This window comes from Acinetobacter sp. DMC2, assembly GCF_056314305.1.
Window position 1 is genome coordinate 307,709 of sequence record NZ_JBQUYP010000002.1, and the last position, 22,018, is coordinate 329,726.

General features: G+C 37.5%; 18 protein-coding genes. 8 read left to right on the forward strand and 10 right to left on the reverse strand.

Annotation, left to right across the window (positions count from 1 at the left end; all coding sequences use genetic code 11):
• The first annotated feature begins 212 nt into the window (after positions 1 to 212).
• Positions 213 to 1,091 carry a homocysteine S-methyltransferase family protein gene (locus tag ACT53H_RS05785; RefSeq protein ID WP_151963371.1) on the forward strand — a complete coding sequence of 293 codons (879 nt, stop codon included), beginning with the start codon at positions 213 to 215 and terminating at the stop codon, positions 1,089 to 1,091.
• 5 nt (positions 1,092 to 1,096) lie between these two features.
• Positions 1,097 to 2,431 carry a basic amino acid/polyamine antiporter gene (locus ACT53H_RS05790; RefSeq protein ID WP_151963370.1) on the forward strand — a complete coding sequence of 445 codons (1,335 nt, stop codon included), beginning with the start codon at positions 1,097 to 1,099 and terminating at the stop codon, positions 2,429 to 2,431.
• 56 nt (positions 2,432 to 2,487) lie between these two features.
• Here the strand turns inward: ACT53H_RS05790 and ACT53H_RS05795 are convergent, their stop codons facing one another.
• Both ACT53H_RS05795 and ACT53H_RS05800 read right to left on the reverse strand, forming a co-directional pair.
• Positions 2,488 to 4,401, reverse strand: a complete 1,914-nt coding sequence (locus ACT53H_RS05795; RefSeq protein WP_216069871.1) for an alpha/beta hydrolase — start codon at positions 4,399 to 4,401, stop codon at positions 2,488 to 2,490.
• Between the two features lie 155 nt (positions 4,402 to 4,556).
• Positions 4,557 to 5,264: a YoaK family protein gene (locus ACT53H_RS05800; protein WP_151963369.1), complete on the reverse strand. Its 708-nt coding sequence runs from the start codon at positions 5,262 to 5,264 to the stop codon at positions 4,557 to 4,559.
• Positions 5,265 to 5,594: 330 nt separating this feature from the next.
• On the opposite strand from ACT53H_RS05800, the gene ACT53H_RS05805 reads away from it, so the two are divergent.
• Positions 5,595 to 5,870, forward strand: a complete 276-nt coding sequence (locus ACT53H_RS05805; protein WP_151963368.1) for a hypothetical protein — start codon at positions 5,595 to 5,597, stop codon at positions 5,868 to 5,870.
• A gap of 115 nt (positions 5,871 to 5,985) precedes the next feature.
• Here ACT53H_RS05805 and ACT53H_RS05810 read toward each other — a convergent pair whose 3' ends face one another.
• Complete coding sequence (locus ACT53H_RS05810) at positions 5,986 to 6,876, reverse strand: LysR family transcriptional regulator (protein ID WP_151963367.1); 891 nt, start codon at positions 6,874 to 6,876, stop codon at positions 5,986 to 5,988.
• Positions 6,877 to 7,061: 185 nt separating this feature from the next.
• On the opposite strand from ACT53H_RS05810, the gene ACT53H_RS05815 reads away from it, so the two are divergent.
• From ACT53H_RS05815 to ACT53H_RS05835, 5 genes are all read left to right on the forward strand, one after another.
• Positions 7,062 to 8,006, forward strand: a complete 945-nt coding sequence (locus tag ACT53H_RS05815) for a dihydrodipicolinate synthase family protein (protein ID WP_000050874.1) — start codon at positions 7,062 to 7,064, stop codon at positions 8,004 to 8,006.
• Between the two features lie 172 nt (positions 8,007 to 8,178).
• Positions 8,179 to 9,564, forward strand: a complete 1,386-nt coding sequence (locus ACT53H_RS05820) for an MFS transporter (RefSeq protein ID WP_353156665.1) — start codon at positions 8,179 to 8,181, stop codon at positions 9,562 to 9,564.
• A gap of 78 nt (positions 9,565 to 9,642) precedes the next feature.
• A complete protein-coding gene (locus tag ACT53H_RS05825; protein ID WP_476008844.1) occupies positions 9,643 to 10,989 on the forward strand; it encodes an OprD family outer membrane porin in 1,347 nt (448 codons plus the stop codon).
• A 647-nt stretch (positions 10,990 to 11,636) separates the two neighbouring features.
• Positions 11,637 to 11,921, forward strand: a complete 285-nt coding sequence (locus ACT53H_RS05830) for a hypothetical protein (protein WP_004794079.1) — start codon at positions 11,637 to 11,639, stop codon at positions 11,919 to 11,921.
• Between the two features lie 280 nt (positions 11,922 to 12,201).
• On the forward strand, positions 12,202 to 12,504 hold the full coding sequence (locus ACT53H_RS05835; RefSeq protein WP_476008845.1) for a hypothetical protein: 303 nt from the start codon (positions 12,202 to 12,204) through the stop codon (positions 12,502 to 12,504).
• Positions 12,505 to 12,509: 5 nt separating this feature from the next.
• Here the strand turns inward: ACT53H_RS05835 and ACT53H_RS05840 are convergent, their stop codons facing one another.
• The 7 genes from ACT53H_RS05840 to ACT53H_RS05870 all read right to left on the reverse strand — a co-directional run bounded on the left by ACT53H_RS05840 (position 12,510) and on the right by ACT53H_RS05870 (position 21,896).
• Positions 12,510 to 13,460, reverse strand: coding sequence for a hypothetical protein (locus tag ACT53H_RS05840; protein ID WP_476008846.1), 951 nt, complete (start codon positions 13,458 to 13,460; stop codon positions 12,510 to 12,512).
• 271 nt (positions 13,461 to 13,731) lie between these two features.
• A complete protein-coding gene (locus ACT53H_RS05845) occupies positions 13,732 to 14,643 on the reverse strand; it encodes a GIY-YIG nuclease family protein (protein WP_476008847.1) in 912 nt (303 codons plus the stop codon).
• Between the two features lie 128 nt (positions 14,644 to 14,771).
• On the reverse strand, positions 14,772 to 15,359 hold the full coding sequence (locus tag ACT53H_RS05850; RefSeq protein WP_476008848.1) for a hypothetical protein: 588 nt from the start codon (positions 15,357 to 15,359) through the stop codon (positions 14,772 to 14,774).
• Between the two features lie 252 nt (positions 15,360 to 15,611).
• Positions 15,612 to 16,043, reverse strand: coding sequence for a hypothetical protein (locus ACT53H_RS05855; RefSeq protein WP_476008849.1), 432 nt, complete (start codon positions 16,041 to 16,043; stop codon positions 15,612 to 15,614).
• A gap of 427 nt (positions 16,044 to 16,470) precedes the next feature.
• Entirely contained in the window at positions 16,471 to 19,572 is a 3,102-nt protein-coding gene (locus tag ACT53H_RS05860; protein WP_476008850.1) for a type I restriction endonuclease subunit R, read from the reverse strand.
• A gap of 4 nt (positions 19,573 to 19,576) precedes the next feature.
• Positions 19,577 to 20,614, reverse strand: coding sequence for an SIR2 family protein (locus tag ACT53H_RS05865; protein WP_476008851.1), 1,038 nt, complete (start codon positions 20,612 to 20,614; stop codon positions 19,577 to 19,579).
• The gene (locus ACT53H_RS05870) at positions 20,595 to 21,896 is read right to left on the reverse strand and encodes a restriction endonuclease subunit S (protein ID WP_476008852.1); all 1,302 of its coding nucleotides are present in this window, start codon (positions 21,894 to 21,896) and stop codon (positions 20,595 to 20,597) included. The genes ACT53H_RS05865 and ACT53H_RS05870 overlap by 20 nt, the downstream gene beginning before the upstream one ends.
• Positions 21,897 to 22,018: the final 122 nt, after the last annotated feature.

Here is a 22,018-nt window from a genome sequence, read left to right on the forward strand (position 1 = left end):
TTTTTTTATTCTATATTTTTAAATTAATACGCTTTCTTTTTCACATGAAGTTCATCAGTAAAACTGAACATCGTTTACAGAATTCCTTTTAAGAAAAAATATTCATAACAATCTAATTTATTTAGAAATATAACGAGCATATTAGCGATTGAACGTCATTCGTCTACACGATAGATTAGCTGAATTATTTTTCTCCCTTTATGTTGTAATTTATGAAAATTTTAGATGGCGGTTTAGGCCGTGAACTTGCTCGTCGCGGTGCTCCGTTTCGTCAACCTGAGTGGTCTGCTCTCGCACTCATTGAAGCCCCTGAAACAGTAAAAGAAGTACATCTCGATTTTATTAACGCTGGTTCAGAAGTCATTACCACCAATAACTATGCTGTTGTGCCATTTCATATTGGACAAGAGCGTTTTGAAACTGATGGTGTTCGTTTAATTCAAGTTGCAATCGAACAAGCAAAAAATGCAGTTAAAGAAAGCGGCAAGAATGTAAAAATTGCAGGCTGCTTACCACCGCTATTTGGCTCTTACCGCGCAGACCTATTCCAGCCTGAACAGGCTAAAAACCTTGCAGAACCAATCATTAACACTTTGGCACCAGAGGTTGATTTCTGGTTAGCCGAAACTCAATCATGCTTAAAAGAAGTCGAAACGGTGCATGCTTTATTACCAAAAGATGGTAAGGACTATTGGGTATCGTTTACCCTACAAGACGAAATTAAACAAGAACAAGCATTACTTCGTTCGGGCGAAAACATGCAACAAGTGTCTGATTTTATAAAACAGTCAAATGCTAAAGCGGTGTTGTTTAACTGCTGTCAACCTGAAGTAATCTTGCAAGCCATCAATGAAATTAAAGAACTCATTCCAGAGTCTGTACAAATTGGTGCCTACGCAAATGCATTCCCTCCTCAAGATAGCAGCGCAACCGCCAACGATGGCCTAGATGAAGTCCGTAAAGATTTAGATGCTCCAGCTTATCTTGGTTTTGCTAAGCAGTGGCAGCAAGCAGGCGCAAGTTTGGTAGGTGGTTGCTGCGGTATTGGCCCAGAACACATTGCCGAACTTTCTCAATTTTTTAAAGAATAAATACCATGTCTGCTGCCAAAATTGGATTATTGTCTCTTACAGCGCTGGTCTTTAGTTCTATGGTGGGGTCAGGCGTATTTAGCCTACCCCAAAATATGGCTCAAGTCGCTAACGGCTCTGCCCTTCTTGTTGCATGGCTCATTACTGGGGTCGGCATTATTTTCTTGGCTCTCACGTTATTACATTTAACCCGCCAACGACCAGATCTAGACGGTGGTATTTATAACTATGCGCGGGAAGGTTTTGGAGACCTGATTGGTTTTTGCTCGGCGTGGGGTTATTGGTTGTGTACCACCATTGGTATTGTCGGCTATGTCGTAATTGCCTTTTCAGGTGTCGGCATGTTTACCGATAGCAAAGACCATATTATTTTTGGTGAAGGCAATACCTTTTACGCACTGATCGGTTCCAGCATTTTTGTATGGCTTGTACATTGGTTAGTCAGCCGAGGTATTAAAGAAGCTGCGATTGTGAATTTACTGGCAACCATTGCCAAAATTATTCCAATGGTGGTTTTTATCTTCTTTACTTTCATTGCCTTTAAGTTTGATTTGTTCAAACTCAACTTACATGACTTTTCTTTGCAAGTTCCGCTTTGGCAGCAAGTAAAAGACCTGATGCTGATTACCCTTTGGGTATTTACCGGTATTGAAGGTGCAGTGGTTTTATCATCGCGTGCAAAAAAACGCCATGACATTGGTAAAGCCACCATTTTAGGTGTGTTGCTGGCGTTAAGTTTTTACGTCATGGTGACGGTATTGGCTTATGGTGTGGTGAGTCGTGAAGCGCTTGCAGGCATGCACAACCCTTCAATGGCTACTATTTTACAGCAACTGATCGGCTTGCCGGGCACGATTGTTATTACCATCGGGCTTATTATTTCAGTTTCTTCGTCTTATTTAAGCTGGACTTTATTCGCCACTGAAATTCCATATTTGGCTGCAAAAAATGGTGCATTCCCGAAATTATTTTTAAAGAATAATCAAAATAATGTACCCATTTCATCACTTTGGCTGACCACCATTGTCGTGCAAGGTGCATTAATTGCGGTGTATTTTTTCAATAAAAATTACACCCAGCTTTTATTAATTTCATCGGTGATGATTTTGCTGCCTTATTTTCTGGTGTCGGCTTTTTATCTTAAGGAATCCATTCGCCACAAACGCACGCCGCATATTGCCATTGCAAGTGTCGCTTCAATTTATGCACTTTGGTTGCTCTATGCAGCAGGATTAGATTTATTACTTCTGTCTGTAGTGTTGTATTTGGTCGGCTTGATTATTTTTTCAATCAGCTATTTTGAGCATAAAAAATCGCTCAAACAAAACCAGCTTAATTAATTATTTTAACCACTGTTGAACCCTTTCAGCAGTGGTTTTCTAAAAATAAAATTTTTCTATTTTGAAGACTGTGACTGCTTTAAATGCAACCGTAAAATACGGCGCAATTCTAAAATCGCTTCTGGGGTCGTTTGAATCGAATGCCCGCCCTTAATCATCAGTTCCGACTGTTCACCACCTAAATGTGAACTTTGATACGGCACAATTCCATCGCTGCTTTTTAACTTATCAGTCGTGCCATCAATATTGCCCATAATCGAGTGATAGACCACACTGGACGATGGCTGAATGGCTTGGGTAAGCTGCATAAAGTTTGAAGAACGACTTAAATTACTCGCCCCGTTTTCAATTAAACCTTTTCTGAGTTTTGTATTTTTCTCATCTCTCATTTCGACCGCAATGAAGAAGTCAGCAGGTAAACGAATAATACGGCGGGCAATTTGAGTAAACCATCTGTCAGCGTAGTCAGTACCATGATGTGGTGCCGAAACAAAAACAACTCGTTTAAAATATGGCAGTGCTTTGAACTGAAAGCGCTCTCGAATAACCGGATTTTCTTTTAAACGATTTAACTGCGCTTCATTCATTTTTTGCATGGCTTGCTCTGAAACATCAGCATCGCTTACCAATAATCGGCTAATCACTCCACCCATACTATGCCCGACCAGCACAGCATCGTGTGCAGCGTAGATATCTTTAGCAATATTTTGAAAAGCTTGATTGAGCAATGAATAAATCTGAAAACGGCTTTCAAAAATCGGCATGTTGGTTGAATAAAACACCTGCCAAACCTGATAGTTCTGCCTTAATTCGGCATCGCCCATAATGTCGTTGGTTAGACTCACCCATGCTTCTGGGCTACTTGCCAAGCCATGAATAAATACAATGATTTTCTTATTGGGGTTAAAGGGTTCCAGCATATATAAATGCGGCATGATCAAATTGGTTTCTTTATTAATTAAAGACCAATAACCTGCTGCCCCTAAATTATATTTCGACAGCCATAGCCCATAAGGTGCCGAATAGTTTGCAGTGAGCGGATAGTCCACACCTTCAACCTTTACGCGGTCTTGTCGATATGGATCGAACATGGCAATTTCTAAATCTGCTCCAGCAATGACCTGATCTGCTGTGGCTTTTTGTTTTGGGTAAGCAATCGCAGTGACTGGAAAGAAGCGTGGTAAATGGATGTTCGGATTATTCTGGTGAGCATAAAAAGCATGTGGGTCTAAAATGAAGCCGTGATTTACATCATTTTCTTTACGCCCAACAATAAACTCTGCCCCTAAACCATCCTTACGGTTAACGGTATTAAAACCAGAAAAGTTCATGTTATAGCTTGAGCGAAAAGTATCGACTTCAATTTTTTGTACATCTACGGCATGGTCAAAATTGACGTGGTACTCATGCCCATCTGCTTTAAGCAACGGTGGAAAACGATGTGTATTTAAATGATTAAAATACGTGGTCATAAGCTTCGACAAAGCCACGTTATAAAAAATACGCACCTGATTTTGACGATGGTCGAACACTCGATCGAACGGCGACTCTTCAGAGTCAAATAAATAGACATAACTATAGCGCAAGCTTTTATCAAACAGCGCCAACTCTTGCTCAAGGCAACTGTTACTTTTACTTGTGACATTACACTGGCTGCTACGCCCAACGTCTAAAGCCTTGGCTAAATAAATTTCACTCAGCGCAGCATAGCGTTCTTCTCGGCTGCTATTTTCAGACAGGCTTTGAATCTTATTTAAACAGTCATCAAAATTTTGCAGACAAGACTTTTCATCTTTTTTGACCAAATACAGTAAGTTTTGGGTTTGATGGCTTAAGGTGCCGTCAGTCAGAATACTTTCATTTTTACTTTTTAAAGCATTGCTTAAATTACTTTCTTTTAAATGAATGACCTGACAACCGCTGAGCAGTCCCATTATTGTTATCATTAAATAATGGTAAGACTTTGTCATTGTGCATTCCTTTAGCGAATGTATTTCCCCATCAGGTCATTATGCCTGCAAAGTCATAGCTGAACAATTTGAATACGCACTTTTAGTTGGCAAACTTAAGCCCATAAAAAAGCCCGAATTCAATTTAATTCAGGCCAATTCATGCACTACTTTAATTAAGCTTGGTTAAACTTCTGCTGCGAAGCCAAATAAGAAAAATATAAAATGGGTAAAATAAACGGCGCAACACTCCAGAAATCAAAATAGACATATAAAATCGCCCCTAAGAAAGCACCAATGATAAAGCCGACAACAATACTGGCACTTTTGAGTAAACTTGCCCAATTGGCTGCATTATTGTTTTTCAGCAAGTTGGCAATATCAATACCAAGTTGTGTGGTGTTGCCTGTCATCATCGTGCTTGGACTAATATTTTTAATGAGGGTTTTGCTTGAAGTATTACGAATAGCTAAAGCAATTAGACCCAGCCCGCCCGTTACTGCAACTGTAATTGCATCGGGGTTTTTAAATGGCTCGAAATAAAGCCCTGCCACCATAAAAGCACATAGAAAAATGGCTTCAAATAAAAATAAATAAGACAGCGTTTTATGCTTCACCTGACTACGGTCAATCAAAAGCTTGGTAATCACAACTGTAATAATAAACAGTGGAATTGCGGCAAGCTTAATCCATATGCCAGCGCCTCCTTTTACCCATGCTGCCCCTGCTAACACTAAGTTTCCGGTCACATGCGCGGTGAAAAAACCAAACAAGGCAATAAAACCAATGGTATCAATTGCCCCGCCGACCATGGTCAGTAAAACTGGATCTCGACATATGGCCCATGTACTTTCTGTCTCTTTTTTAACTGGAGTGTCTGGCATATGAAGTATCCTATTAAAGTAAAATTTTAAAGTGGTCTAATGGCATTAAAAAAATGATTTAAAATAAAAAATCAATAAAGTTAAAAGGTTTATAAGAACAAAAAACTTTGTAAAAACATAGAGTGCGTAATGTCGCAACACTGTCTTTAAAATGGCAACAATCAAAATTGTCTATTTTTAAAACATTAAACAGTTGTCATCTATAAATCAATTTGACCTCTAAAACTGTTCTAACTATGATGAAACCGCAAGTTGATACCAACTTATTTTGAACACGAAAGAGTTATGCCTAAATATGGATAATGAAAAACAACAATCACGAGTAGGAATATGTCAATTTATAATTATTCAGTTTTTCTAGGCAGCTTATTATTTGTTTCAGTGGCCTTTGCAGGTCAGAAAAATAATGCTCCTCGTGATTTTTATTTAAAATGTATTGCTGCTGGTCATAGCCATGCAAGTTGCACATGCATTTATCATCGTTTAGAACGTCAATATTCCCCTAAACTCATGCAAAAGCTTGGCAATTTAAGTCTGCAAAGCCCCGAAGTACCACGTGATTTTGTAAAAACCATGATGCGTACCATGCAACAGTGTCGGTCATAAATTTTGCTTAAAATAGCCGGCTTTCACTTCTTATATATAAATCAATAAAAGCTATTTTTACCTTTTAACTCATTTAGTTTATTCAAGTTATAACCGCATATTACCTAACGTTGTATTAAAGCAAATCGACAAGATTTCTAATTTCTTCCATCACCGCCTTACACGCAGGCGTTAAATAGCCATGTTTAGAAATAGACAAAGAAATATAGCGCTTTAGCTCTGGGTTAATAATTTTTGCGGCTTGAATTGAGGTGTACTGGCTGGCCTTCTTTAAAGCTTGCGGCCCCAGCATGGTGTACATGCGAGACTCGGAAACCAAATGGGTTTGTAAACTAATCGAGTCGGCTTCAAATACAATATTCAGCTCTACCCCATTTTCATAGGCCATGTGATCTAAAAAGTTTCTCCAGTTACTTGGCCTGCAAAACGTGACCAGCGGTAACTGATTTATTTCTTTAAAGTCGACTTCATTTGCCTGAGTGAGCACATCGCCTTCACATCCGACCAAATAGGTATCGGCTTCGGTAAGATAAACATCGCCCTGTTTAGGTGTCGGGTTAAACCGATAAAGTATGGCTAAATCGACGCTGCCATCTTCAAGCCATTTTTCTAAATGCACCCCTTGCCCTTCACGCACCGACAGTTTAATTAAGGGATATTTCTCTTGGAGCACTTTATAGAGGGTCGATAACAATGGATGTGAAGTAGACGGCAAACTGGCAATACGAACCGTACCAATCGGTGTATCGGTCGAGTGCAAAATTTCATTATTAAGTTGGTCGGTCACGTTCAGCCATGACCGAATTTTAGGAAGTAAATGCTGACCTAAATCGGTAAGCTCGACACCGCGTCCAGTTCGGTTAAATAAACGGCCACCGCATTGCGCCTCAAGCTCATTCATTTGCCGACTGATTTGCGGTTGGTTGGTGTTATGCAGCATGGCGACTTTGCTTAAGCTACCGAGTTCCACCGCATCTAAAAATATTTTCCATAATTCATAATTCATCGATTCTTCCTAAATCGTAAACTTGCACTTTTGAGCTATACATTTTCAGTATAACTGAAATTCAAGAATTGGTAATTCCTACATAGCTCGCCTATTTCTATACTCCAATCATGTTCTCTACAACACGATTTAAGTCAGATTAAGAACCAGAGAATATTTAATTACACTGTATAGGAAGTACGATTATGAGTTTAGATTTACGTGGATTAACCCCAGCACCTGTGACTCCTTTTACCCGTGACGGACAAGTAGACCATGATGCAATTCAACGTTTAGGTTCATGGTTAGGCAGCATTGATGGTGTGAAAGGCTTGGTTGTTCTTGGGCATGCAGGTGAAGGAACATTCTTGTCGCAAAAAGAACAAATGCAGGTCATCGAAAGCTTTGTTAAATCGGTAGATGACAAAATTCCGGTAATCGCAGGGATTACACTCGAAGGTACTTCGGTTGCAGCTGAAGAAGCAAAACGTGCAGTCAGCGCAGGTGCTTCAGCAGGTTTGATTTATCCTTCACATGGCTGGTTGCGTTTTGGCTATCAAAAAGGCGCACCACAAGACCGCTATAAAGCAATTTATGAAGAAAGTGGTTTGCCATCTATTTTATTCCAATATCCAGATGCAACGAAGGCCACTTACGACTTAGAAACCCTACTCGATATTTCTGCACAGCCGGGTGTGTTTGCCATGAAAAATGGTGTGCGTAACATGCGCCGCTGGGATGTTGAAATTCCAATTATTCGCCGTGAACGTCCAGACTTACAGGTATTGACTTGCCACGATGAATATTTGCTTCACACCATGTTTGATGTAGACGGCGCATTGGTTGGCTACGGCAACATTGCCCCTGAACTTTTAATTGAAATGATTAAAGCAGGTAAAGCCAAAGATTATGCTAAAGCGCGTGCTATTCATGACCAATTATTACCAGTGACTCGTAATGTCTATCACCGCGGTTCACACATGGAAGGTACGGTCGCGCTTAAACATGCATTGGTTGCTCGCGGAATTTTGGACCATGCTACTGTGCGTTCGCCACTGCTTCCACTTGCAGATGGTGCTGAGCAAGAAATTCATGATGCAATGCGTCAAGCCGGAATTGGCAAGGTCGATTTAACCCAAGCCGTTGCTTAAATTCTATTCGGGCTAGCATGTACGCTAGCCTTTTTTTCCTGTACGCTGCCTGAGGCCAAACATCGGGCATGTCTCTTAAAAATAATAATAAAAAGCATGCAAACTGTGGTGAACAGGTAGTGCGAAATAGAACAACAAAACTACGAGGAATGTAGGGATAAGGAGATATAAGATGACAAATCTAGCGGATGTAGAACAAATTAGTCATCATCAAAAAAATGCGGAAATTATTGCAAGACTTGAACGACTACCCGTCACTGGTCGAATGCAATTTATGCGAATTACCATTGGTATCGCGACTTTTTTTGACGCCTATACTGTTCTTGCGATTGCCTTTGCTTTACCCCAACTCATTACCGAATGGCACCTGACGCCTGCCTATGTCGGTGCGATCATTGCCGCGGGCTATGTCGGGCAACTGGTCGGTGCGATCTTTTTTGGTTCACTTGCCGAAAAAGTCGGTCGTTTAAAAGTACTGTCTTTTACCATTTTACTGTTTGTGGCAATGGACATTTCTTGTCTGTTTGCATGGAGCGGAATGTCACTGTTAATTTTCCGTTTCTTACAAGGTGTTGGAACAGGTGGCGAAGTGCCTGTTGCGAGTGCCTATATTAATGAGTTTATTGGTGCAGAAAAGCGCGGTAAGTTTTTCTTGCTCTATGAAGTTTTATTCCCACTTGGTCTTATGTTTGCAGGCATGGCGGCATTTTTCCTGATGCCAATTTACGGCTGGAAAGTCATGTTTATTGTGGGCCTAGTTCCATCTTTACTGGTCATTCCTTTACGGTTTTTCTTGCCTGAGTCACCACGCTGGCTGGCTTCAAAAGGTCGTTTTAAAGAAGCAGATAAAGTCGTCAAAAGCTTTGAAGATGGTGCCATCAAAAGTGGTAAAACTTTGGCTGAACCTGTGGTTAAAGAGATTAACCCGCAAGGCATGGCAAAAACCGACTGGCGTGAGCTGTTCCGTGGCATTTACCGCAAACGTACCTTTACCCTGTGGGGCATGTGGTTTTGCGTGTATATGGTGAACAATGCCATGGTGACTTGGCTGCCATCTCTTTACAAACAACACTTTGGCTTGTCACTTCAAACCAGTTTAGGTTATGGCTGGATTACTTCGGGCGTGGGTGTGATTGCCTCTATTATCTGTGCGTTAATGATTGATAAAGTCGGTCGTCGCCCTTGGTACAGTGCAGCGTTTTTCTTGGCGATTATTCCACTCATGAGCCTCTCGGTTTTAGGCGCAAAATCGGCGATGGAAGTTGTAATTTTCGCAACGATTAGCTATGCCATTTTGCAGACCATTTCATTCTCTTTATACCTTTATGCTGCCGAACTTTACCCTACTCGCCTACGTGCGATGGGCATTGGTTTTAGTACCGCTTGGTTACGTGCCGGCTCTGCAATTGGGCCTGTTATGGTGGGTCTGGTTGTCGGTGGGTACGGCATTCAATATGTGTTTAGTGTGCTTGCCGTTGTGGCGCTCATTGGTGGCTTAGTGACCTTCTTGTTTGCCATTGAAACCAAAGGCCAAGTGCTCGAAAAACTCTCTCCTTAATTCATCCATTTCATAAAAAGCTTGCCTAACCTTAGCGTTAGGCAAAGGGCTTATTCATGCTTAAAAAAGGAATTTAAAATGAATAAATATTTGCTATGGGGCTGTATTGGTTTAGGCAGCGTGAGCAATGCGTATGCAGAGCTTCCTCAAGAATTTGGCAAGTTAGAATTAAAAATCAACGCCCGTTACTGGAACGATGAAGGCACTGCCCACCCTACTCTTGCCAACCCTTCGCCTTCGTCGAGTGAATATGAACAAAGTGCCTTAGGGCTTGAGTTAAATTATCAGTCACCTTACTTGTGGGACTGGCTTGGGGTAGATGGCTCACTCTATGCAGTCACCAAGTTATTTGACTCTGGCAAGCCTAGTGCTCAGCTTTTAGAGGTCGAAAATAACGGCAAGCTCGACCAAAACTTTGCGACTTTAGGGCAGCTCTACATCAAAGCAAAACTCGGCGACAAAGGTGAAATTAAATTAGGTCGCCAGTTGCAAGACTCACTCTTGCTAAAAAGCACCAACAACCGCGCGGTGCCCGACACTTTTTCGGGTGCGAGTGGTCAGTTTCAACTAAATGATCAGCTACAGACTTACATTGCTTACTATGACCGCTGGAAACCGCGCAGCATGGATAGTTTTGAAAAACTGGTGACTGAAAATGACGAGCGAATTGATTATGTCGGTTTGCTTGGTGCCAAGTATCAGTACAAAAACTGGAGCGTGAATGCCGAATATTTAAATAGCAAAGATTATTTAAAAAAGTATGGAGCGATTGCTCAATATAAATTGCCGTTTCATGGCCTTGTGTGGACATTTAACACAGGGGCTTTTTTCTCACGTGACGATGGCAAGCTGTTTAAATGTGGTGCCGAAACCGAGCTGGACTGTGTCAAAGGCCAAGACATTAACAACCGTGGTAATGGTTATTTTGTCGATGTAAATGTGGCCAAGAATAATATTGAAGGTGGCATCGCTGTTTCAAAGTTTGATGGTTTTTGGATTGAAGATAACTTTGCCGTGCACTCGGCCCGCAACTCGGTTTTAACGCAAGATCACGGCACCAATCCGTTTCCGACGTCTGCGACCATTGGCCCTGACTTTACCAATAACGATGAAACTGCCGTTGCCCTTCGGTTGAAATATAACTGGAAAGACTATGTGAAAGGTTTAAAAACCGAAGCGAAGTATATTTATGGCTTTGGCGCTCACCAAAGTAACATTAGCAGTGATATTGAAGGTAAAGAGCGTTACTTTGACTTTACGGTGAGTTATGCCTTGCCGTGGGTAAAAAACTTAGATGTGCGTTATTCATTTTTGCATTATGAGTCGAAGTTTGAAAATGCAAACTTAGGTGAAAAAATAAATGGAATGACCCGTAAAGATTGGGATCAGCACCGTGTATTTATTAATTATCGTTATACATTTTAAGAGCAAGTTAAACGTTTAGTTTAACTTTATTATATTTATTAATTCACCGATTTAAATCGATAAACTTTTGAGTTTAATTAAAATATAAATTTATATTTTAATTTTTTATAATATTTTATTTAAATTGAATTGACCTGTTAAAAACTTATGATTATTATGGTCTCGCTGGCCTACACTGCCAGTCGGTTTTGACAGACCGTTTTACATACAGCACATCAGATTTATCCTTCTGAGGGAGAGATCTGTGTGAAACCACCGTCCCCCTCATGTTGCGGTAGGGCGGAAGGGGGACACCTACGGGTGTGCTGGTTCTGTATGTCCGGTCTGTCAACCCTCTTTCGTTCTACCACCATAAATTAATTCGCAGTGATTACTGGTGGTAGGACTCCATACATTCTAGGAGTTGACCATGACCTTTTTTATATTAATCCCCTATCCTCTCTCGTAATTTTATTTATTTAAAATTTAGGCTTTCTCTCACCTAAAATATTTTAAATTTATAAATAATTTTATTTTAAAATTTTAATCATTTTATTTTCCTGTATTTCAGGCGGGTTAACTATTCCCTTTTTAAATGATTTTAATACTTTAAATATATGCGGCTTATTTTTTATTAATAACTTTGTGAAAATTATCACGAGAATAATATGAAACTTTATAAACCTATTTTGGCTTTAAGCCTATTAATAGGCGATTACGGTGTTTCTGGTTGCGACATTCACACTCAGCAGGATTTTGAAGAAATTTGCCTGTCTGGTGGGCACACCCAAGCCAGTTGCGACTGTATTTACCAACGGCTTGAACAAGTGTATTCGCATAAGCTCATGCAACGCCTAGAACATGTCAGTTTGCAAAGTCCTGCTCTCCCACAGGACTTTGCCCCTACTTTTTTTAGTGTGATGCGGCGGTGCGATAAAGAAGACATGGGCTAAGCGTTTGGCTTAGCTCCCTTATCTCTGTGTCGCAATGGTAGATGACTTTAAATCAGCGCAAAAAATTAAAGTTCTGTTGTGGCATGGGGGCCTTGGGAGGAATGATTTAATTACGCCTTTTTTCTAAGGATTTATTCGTACCATTTGTCTTGAAGTATCTATGTTAATCAAAAAATTTAGTCTATTCTTTTTACATAGAAAGAATGCTCAAAAAAATTAATTCGTTGATTTAAAAAAAATTGTTCATCTAAAATTTAATATTTCAAAGCGAGCCACTCCTATGTCAATTGAAGATTTCTTTATAAAAGACTCTCCCTCTAAGAGATATCTTTTAATGAGCTTAGCCCTATTCATGTTAATAATGGCTTTAATTGCTTACTTTAAGGGAAAGTTGGGATTTGAATATGTATTTTCACTTATTGCAGGGTACGCCTTAATATTCTTTATTTTAAAAAATGCAGCATTACCACTTTTTCCCCCACTTACGGAAAAAAGTAGTGATGCAAACGCTATGGCTAGAACAACAATAGCAATTGTTTATATCCTTGCTTTCATAGCTCTAACTATTTCTTATTTTTTTTAATTTAATTACTCTTCAATTTTCTTACTTCGCTCTACAGTAATATATTCATTAGGAATCACTAACTGCTTTTCCATATCTTTCACTTTGTAAGAAACTAAAGTACTTTTACCAATACCCTGAAATAACACTTTAACATCTTTAAAAATAAAGGTTTTATACAGACTCAGTTCTTTTGTAGTTGATTTTGGTAATTCAATTAAATCTGCATAAGGTTCTTTGATGTATAAAGTCGCTTTTTCTACTCTTACACCAGTTTTTTGCATGGCATAGTTTATAAACGTGTTGCCAACCTCTTCAATAAAAAACATGGGGGTAAGTGGTATCAAAATCAAAACAATGGCGACTTGTAAGCTATCATTAATATGCGTTTCTAATCGCTTGAATTTCTTTATTGCAAATGTTTTAAGATGGTCACTTGCATCTGGATCATCAATAATATCTTTCAAATTCTCAAACTTTATACGAAATTCTTTAATCTTCTGACGGTTGATATAAAAAGGATAATAAGTAAAGGCAATAAAAAATACCGTAATACCTATGTATAGATTGATTTTCCAATGCAATAAAAACAAACTATGAATAACATATAACAGATAAAGGGATGCAGCCAATGTGGTAATGCTAATCTTTGGAAATGGTAGTTTTTGTCCAATTCTGATATGAGGTGGTAAATACTTATCAACTACACTAAAAATGATATATGTCACTGGAACTAAGGAAATACCAAAGAAAAACAATATCGTGCTTAGCCCCGCATAAATAATAGAACATGCTGCAAAAATCAGTAAAAAAATGAGCGTATCACCAAAGCTAATTTCCGAAGGGATATAGCTAATCGTCACTAAATAGGCGACTAAGCACAATACACCTATAGCAATAATGGCTTTAGTGATTGTGAGCGCTGTTTCATGCCACGGCCCCAGATTATTTAAAAATCTCGTTATTAAGTTGTTCATTTGATCTAACCAAATTTTATAAATTTATTCAAGAATCGATGATTACTCTTTCTTAAACCGCTCCCCAGCGGAGTAATCATGTTTTGAAATTTCCCCAAATTTCAGAGTATGTTCCTACATATTGTGTAGCTTATTGTCTCCTTTTGAATACCTATGTCCCTTGCATGTTGCAATATGCTTGCATCACCTCAGATCAATATGAAAGTAAAGTTCTTTTTATTAAAAAGGACTGATAATTAGCAAAAATTAATTAATTTTCTACTATCTAAACTTATGCACCATCTACTTGTTTTTGCTGCCACTCTGCATAAGTTAAATGGGTATTTATTTCTTTCCACTCTTTTCGTCCATTCGATGAACGGCCTTGAATTACACCGGATGCTGCAGATGGACTACTGAACAAATAATCTTCATTAAAAGTAAAATCTTTAGAGTCAATAATTTCATTTTCAATTAAATAGTTACGCAATTTTGTATAATTAAAGGTAGAGGATGATACTCTTTTTACTTGTGAGCCTTTTAAAACAAAAAACTCCCCATCTATTTCTTGTGCTTTAGCATCTACTTCACGGCTAGATAAATAAAAGTTTGTTGTTTTTACAATCTCAGGTTCTATAAAACTATGCGTTTTTGATAAGTATTGTTGATAGCTAGGTCTTTTTAAATCTTTGAGAAAATCGTAGCCTAATACAGGTAAAACAATTTGTATTTGCTCTAAAAAAAACTCCATATCAGCAATATCCGACTCTGGTAAACGACTATAACTATGTGCTGTACCATTTTCGAGCTGACATTGTCCATTTTGCTTAGCAATATCCATCAGACGACTTTCAAGATATTTGATATGAGATTTAGTTAAATTCTGGTCTTTACTTGTAATTAGACAAACCTTTTCCCAGAAATCTTTTCCTCCACTCTCTTCTGTTCGATTATGTTGTTTTAAACGATTAGCCACATCATCTGATTCCCCAATATACACTCTTGGATATAATGGATTTTCCGGATCATGGCTAATGAGGAAATATACACCTGTTTTTGTACATTCTTCACGCTGGATCAACTCAGCCAATTTACTACGAGGGGCAGAAAGCACATGTCCTGTCCAGTTAATAATTTCGGCTGTTAAAATCCCATTAGGTGTGCCATCCGCCAAAAATAACTTAACACTTTTACCTTGTCCCACAGCTCCCCCCATGAATTTCCTAGGCCTAAGATCAATTAAAGCAAAGATATTCTTCTTAGTATTTCAAAAATCAAAAAACTATCTTTTAAAATCATAGAATATCAAGATAATACCTTAGTTCCTAAATTTTAATAATTTTCAGAACTACCAGTATCTGACGTTGTATCTTTAGTAGTTAATTCCTCAACAGCTACTTCCTCTTTCTTAGGTTTACTAACTGATCTTGTTTCATTTTCTAAAGTTTCTCCAGCTGCCGCCTCAGCAGCCACACCGGGTATTTGTTCTGTTGGAGATGCATCAATTGCTATCTCTTCACTTGTTTCCACTGGAAACTTTGCTAAATAATCTTTATGGCAAGACATCTTTACCATGAAATCAAAATAGGCATTATCAGGATCCTCAAAAACAACATCCTTATCGGACTGAACTATAAATCTAGTAAAACCGGCATAAGCACCCCATGAGTTTTTGGCATTTACCTCACCACAATTTTTAATAACATTTCTAAATTTCGCAGAATCACCATCTTTAAGATAATAGCGAACAGCATCCTCAACTTTTTTAAGTTCAGCTTGTTCTTTTAATTTTCTCTCTTGTTCTTGTTTAATTTTAAGTGCCTGTTCTTGAGCTTGCTTTTCTTTAGCAATATCTTCTGCCGATTTACCACAACCAACTAATATCAAGGAAAATAAAAATATTCCTATTATTTTTTTCACAGTTTAACCCCTCTATATTAGAAGCTAGACTATAACGAGATTACAAAACTTTACGCAAGTAAGACTTTATAAAGAATAAATAAAATTCTACTTCTGCTGTGTTTGTTATCTATTAATTGCTTCTTCTTTCTGACTCATTCGGGCTAAATAAAATGAAAATTTAAATACTTCTTTACCCATTAGATTCAAGTTGGTTATATAGCTGAAATGATATTTAATTTCAGCTATATTAAAACTAAGCTTTTGAAAATATTATTTTTTATATTTAATACAATTTGGAGTTAGCTTGTTAATTTTGTTGTAGTGAAATTTCAGCATTATCGTGTCACTAGCAGCTTCTTCTAAAACTAGTTGATTATCGGTGATACTTATAATTCTTAATGCTTGCTCGAATTCCCCGTGTTCATTATACAACTCAATTTGATTTTGCTTGTTAACTTTAAAGTTCGATTTTTCAATGCTATCTACAGTATAAAGACCCGTTTCAAAATCACATTGTACAGGATGTAAAGTAGCTGTATTTCCTGAAAACTCAACTAAGTTGGCAATTCCATTATTAAGCGGATGCATTGCCCATATACCTTGTAAATCTTTGGGAGTGTAGCCAAAGCTATTAGCACTAAACATTGACATGCTGAATAAAAGAATTGAAGTAAGGGATTTTTTTAATAAAGTTAATTTCATATTGATATGACCTGATTTAATCATTTTTGCCTAGGAATTTGAGATATTACAAGATGTTTATATAATCTTTATTTCGTTAGCTTTTTAAAGTACTGCACTATTCTAACTTCTATAGATCTTTTCTAAAAATAATAGTTTTTGATTTTGCTCTATTTTTTACACAAAACCTTTTCCTAGTTTTAGGAGAAGTTAAAAATTATTTTCTTATATTGTTTATAACTTGAATAATTTAAATCTTAAAAAGAAAAAACCCCGAAACTTACGTTTCAGGGCTTTTTACGAATTTTGGTGGAGATGGTGGGAGTTGAACCCGCGTCCGCCAGCATTACGCTCGAGAATACTACATGCTTAGATATCGTTTAGTATTTTAGTAACAAGTCACATAAATACTAGGATACAAGTTGTGATACCGGGACTAACATACCAATTAGAGACTCCATGAACTAGCTAATTTTTCAGCTTGTATCATCACTAATTCAATTGCCTCAGCCGCTTTATCAGGTGGATATTTCCAACGTTGCAAAGTACGGCGCACCAAGATTTTAAGTTGAGCACGCACACTATCTCGAACCTGCCAATCAACTGTCGTTGATTTACGCAACTTTTCAGTGATTTCACGAGCGATCTGCTTAAGTGTATCATCTCCAAGCTCTCGCACTGCACTCTCATTATTTGCTAATGCATCATAAAAAGCTATTTCATCGGGGTTAAGTCCCAGATTAGCTTCACGTTCCATTTCGGTCTGAAAATCTTTTGCCATTTGAATTAATTCTTCAATGACTTGAGAGGTTTCAATGGCACGATTATTATATTTCCTCAAAGTTTCTTGCAAACGATCTGAAAATCGTTTTTCTTGTACAACGTTAGTTCTAGTCCTCGCCTTAATACCATCATTCAGCAGTTTTTCTAGCAATTCAACGGCTAGATTGCGATATGGCATCTGCCGCACATCTTCCAAAAACTCATCTGAAAGCAAACCAATATTCGGCTTATCTAAGCCGCATAATGCAAATACATCACTAACACCATCTGCAATGACTGCATTATCTAAAATTTGCTTTAAAGTACTGTCTTTTTCAGCTTGTGATAATTTACGATCGACTGAGGTATGTTTACTAATAACGGCTTTAATAGCTGAATAAAAGGCAATCTCTTTATGTAGTCCCTTCACCTCATCTAAAGTACCACACAGCGAAAATGATTTGTTCATGGCTAAAACCAAATCAAGGAATCGATTCTTACCATCTTTTAAACTCAGTATATAATTGGCTGCTGGAACCAGTAAATGCTGAGCCTTCGTTTCATGCTGACTTATATCCAATCCTTTTTGTTCATAGGTTTTGGCAAACAATCCTCGAATCGCATCCATTTTTTCAATAAGAATTGCATAGGCTTCCTCAGCCCGTAGCGTTGGTTCACCCTTACCTTTTGCATCACTATAGATCTTGAGTGCATGTTTAAGCTCATTGGCAATCCCAATATAATCAACCACCAAGCCCCCTTGTTTATCTTTAAAGACACGATTGACCCGTGCAATCGCTTGCATCAAGTTATGACCTTTCATCGGCTTATCTATGTACATAGTATGACAACAAGGCGCATCAAAACCTGTTAGCCACATATCCCGAACAATCACCAGTTTTAGAGGGTCATTAACATCCTTAAAACGTTTTTCAATTTGCTTTTTAGTTTGCTTATTATAGATATGTGGTTGTAATAAAGGCTTATCTGATGCTGAACCAGTCATAATTACTTTAATTACGCCCTTTTCAGGGTCGTCATTATGCCAATCTGGACGTAAGGCAACAATCTCATCATACAGATGTACACAGATTTCACGGCTCATCGCCACGATCATGCCTTTACCAGTGACTACTTCAGTACGAGCTTCAAAGTGTGCTATCAGATCAGCAGCTACTTGTTTTAATCGTGGTGTTGCTCCAACTAGTTTTTCTAGTCGGCTCCATTCACTTTTAGTCTTTTCACGACTGCTAATATCTTCTTCATCTTCTACAACTTCATCGACTTGTTCAGAGAGCTGTTGGATCTCTGGATAATTCAAATCTAGTTTTGCCAAACGAGATTCATAATAAATCGGTACAGTTGCACCATCTTTTACGGCATCTTGAATATCATATATCGAAACATAATCACCAAAGACAGCACGAGTATCTCGATCTTCACGGGAAATCGGAGTGCCCGTAAAACCAATAAAAGCAGCATTTTTTAGGGCATCACGCATATGCTTAGCATAGCCAAACTTATATGTACCATCACGTTGTAGGTCAGCTTTCAAACCATATTGGCTACGATGTGCTTCATCAGACATGACTACAATATTATGCCGACCATTAAGTAATGGATGTTCAGTTTCACCATCTAGTAATGCAAACTTTTGTACTGTGGTAAAAATAATTCCTCCAGCCTCACGTTCAGCTAGAAGTTGTCTTAATTCATCACGATCATGAGCTTGTACTGGTGTTTGCTTTAATAACTCTTGTGCTTGACTGAACGTTGCAAAAAGCTGTCCATCTAAATCATTACGGTCTGTGACGACCAATAAAGTGGGATTATGCATCTCAGGCTGTTGTAGTAGTTTGGCAGCATAACAACACATAGAAATACTTTTACCCGAACCTTGGGTATGCCAAACTACTCCAGCTTTTTTATCACCAATTAAATTAGATGCCTGAATTGTTGCTTTTACTGCTTCACGTACCGCGTGAAATTGATGATAGCCTGCGATTTTTTTAATAATTTTGTCCGCATCACTTTCAAACAACACAAAGTATCGAATGTAATCAAGGAATAATTTCCGATCAAAGAATCCTCGAATGACATTCTCAAGTTCCCATTCTAACTCGGGTTTATCATTTTCATTTTTAATGGTACGCCAAGGTAAAAAACGCTCTTGATTTGCTGTAAGTGAACCTACACGGGCAGTAATCCCATTACTTACCACTATTGCTTCATTGAACAAAAATAAGTTGGAAATCTCATCTTTATAAGTTTGGATTTGGTTAAAAGCATCCCAAATATCGCATTGTTCATCAGTTGGACTTTTTAGCTCAATAACTGCCATTGGTAAGCCATTAATAAAACAGATCACATCAGGTCGACGAGGTTGTTTTGTACCTAAAATTGTAAACTGATTAACTGCCATAAAACGATTATTCACAACTTGGTTAAAATCAATTAAAAAGGCATGATCATTAATCCATTCATCTTCTTTTTTATAACTGACAGGTACGCCATCAATTAGCATACGATGAAATACACGATTATTACTTACTAAATCCAAACTTTCAGGTTTGGATAGTTTAATAAAAACCTGTTCAAAACAGCTCTTTGGTAAGTGCGGATTCAATTGTTCAAAGGCTATTTTTAAATCACCTTCTAATAAAACCTGTTTAAAATCTGTGCGTAGAAGATGACTGCTATCAGGAGCTATACCCATGCCATGAACAACTTCCCAGCCATTTTCAGCGAACCAATCTAAGCATAGGTTTTCTAACTGAGTTTCATTCATATCATCAATCCGTTGCCAACTTTTCAAATAAGGCGATTAGACATTCATCATGTTCACCATCATACCAAATAGGAAAAATATTAGACCTAACTAACTGATTCTGCCTATCTATACGATTAGGACAATTTGCTAAAAAAGCATAATGTTTAACAGCATTATCATTTCCTAATCGAGCTACTGCTTGTTCTAAAGCCTTGAGAGTCCTATCAGTTTGTAAACTACATCCAACAAACAATAATGTCTTCTTAGATAGTGCATCAATACAGTCAACTAATGAGTTACTATTATTATAGTGTTGATCATATTCGGATAAAGTCAAAATTCTACCCCGTGGAGATGATGACCTACCATGCAATTTCAGCAAAATATTCTTTTCGCTCCCAAGATGTCTAGGTAATTCTAGTGCATCACTTCCAATTAATATCTCGCTAAAGAAAACGCTACTTTCGTCATAAACTCTTTTTAATAAATTATCAAAATTTGTGGTAATCACACTTTTTTTAAAAAATTTTGGTAAAAATCTAATAGCTCCTTTTATGTTCTCACATTCCCCAAATTCATTTTCTAATAATTCATTGAATCTAGCACCTAAATTATCAGAAAGCTCTTGTGCAACCTCTTCATATTCCCCTAGATTTAATCTAGCCTCTAATTTCTCCCAATCTAACGAACTTTGTTCACAACTATATTCTAAGAATTTATTCCATCCTTTATAACCACTTGGAATAGAAAGGCCTGCACCAACAAAAGGAATGATTCCACCATTTTTATATGCGTTCTTCAGTGCTCTAAACCTAGACTTATTATCATATAAATCTAAAATTTCATTTGCTAAATCTAATCTATCACGACGCTTATTTTCACACCACTCTTCAAATGCCGTATCAAAACGTTCTTTATCTGTTTCCAAGACCTCTTGAGGTGTAAACTCAACAGCTTCTATAAGAATCATCCCTGTATCTGGATCCACTTCAGCCATTAACTGATCTAAAAAATCACGCTTTAAGAACTCCATTTTCACCTCAATTTCTTTGAAGTTCATTAAACTGAAATTCTCCAACCATTAATTTTGGTAAGACAATATCACGTAAATTAGATAGTGTGAGATTCTGCTGCTCATTATTAGTAACAGCATCGTAAAAGGGGTTACAAATCTTATCAAAATAATTAATTATTTTTCGATCAGGTACTAATAATGGAATTGTCCTAAAACTACTTTTACTAATTTCAGCAAAAGTTGTTCCACTTGCCAATGATTTTATTTTTTCCATATTAAATTGACACCAATTAATCATATATATTGGTGATAGATACTCATTACAAACCATCGCAATATATCCTTGATTAATAGCAAGCGGAATTTTTGATAATGCTAAATATCCTACTGGGGCTCTAGAAGACATCAAAACAGTATTTATTGGTAAAAGACCTGATGTTATTTTTAATAGCCCAAGTTTAGTAATTTTTCTCTCAGTCGAAAGAAGTATTTTAGACTTCAAATTTGATAAATCTTTTGGAGTACTCCAATGCACATCCCCCATATCCCAGTATTCATTAACCTTTGTTGAAGGCGTTCCACCACCAACAGTTTTTAATTTTTCTCCAATAGTTGAGACCTCCCATCCCTTCGGTACTTCATCCAACTCACTGCCCACTAATTCATCAGGAAACAATGCTGCAGCCGCTTGGAGTTCGTCAAAATCTGCTTGATTCATTTGCTGAAGTTCAACTTCACTTTTACCGCTAATGGCACACATCGCAGCAATTTCAGAGTCTTTACCTTCCAGCTTGGCTTGAATTTTAGCTTTAACAGGCTCAAAGTCTATAAACCAACTTTTAAATATTGACTGGACAATAGATTCTAAAGTTTGATTGATTTGGTGATTTAGATTTATTTTTAAGTCTAGCTTTCTTAAAATATTACCAATCTTAATTTGAACTTCTTTAGCAGGTATCTCTACTTCTCGAACATATACTGCTGCTCGAGTTGTTGAAGGTATTGGAGAACCATCATCAATTTCACCAAGTTTATGGTATTTTATAGCGTAGTAAAGCCAATTTAAATCTAGATCTATTTTAGGTACTACATAATAAGCTGTATCAATTACATAAAAATCTTTTTCTGAGAAATTTACTCCTCGATAAGCCCCTTTTCTACCAAGAATAATTCCAGGCCCTTTAGATAAAGGTTTATCTGTCCACCCTATTGATCCATTACTGCCAAAGACTTGATATTTTCCATTAGAGTTTTGATAACCTTTTAAGCTTTTCCCATATTCTAAGGAAATTACCTCTCCCCATGTATACATTCGACATAAGTTCATTGAGGTACACCTTTATAAATTAAGTTCAACTCGTTATTACTTAAAAATGTTATTACTTTTTGAAAAATATTAATCCCTTTCAATAAAGATTCATTAAATTCTAAAGATATACATCTTGGAAC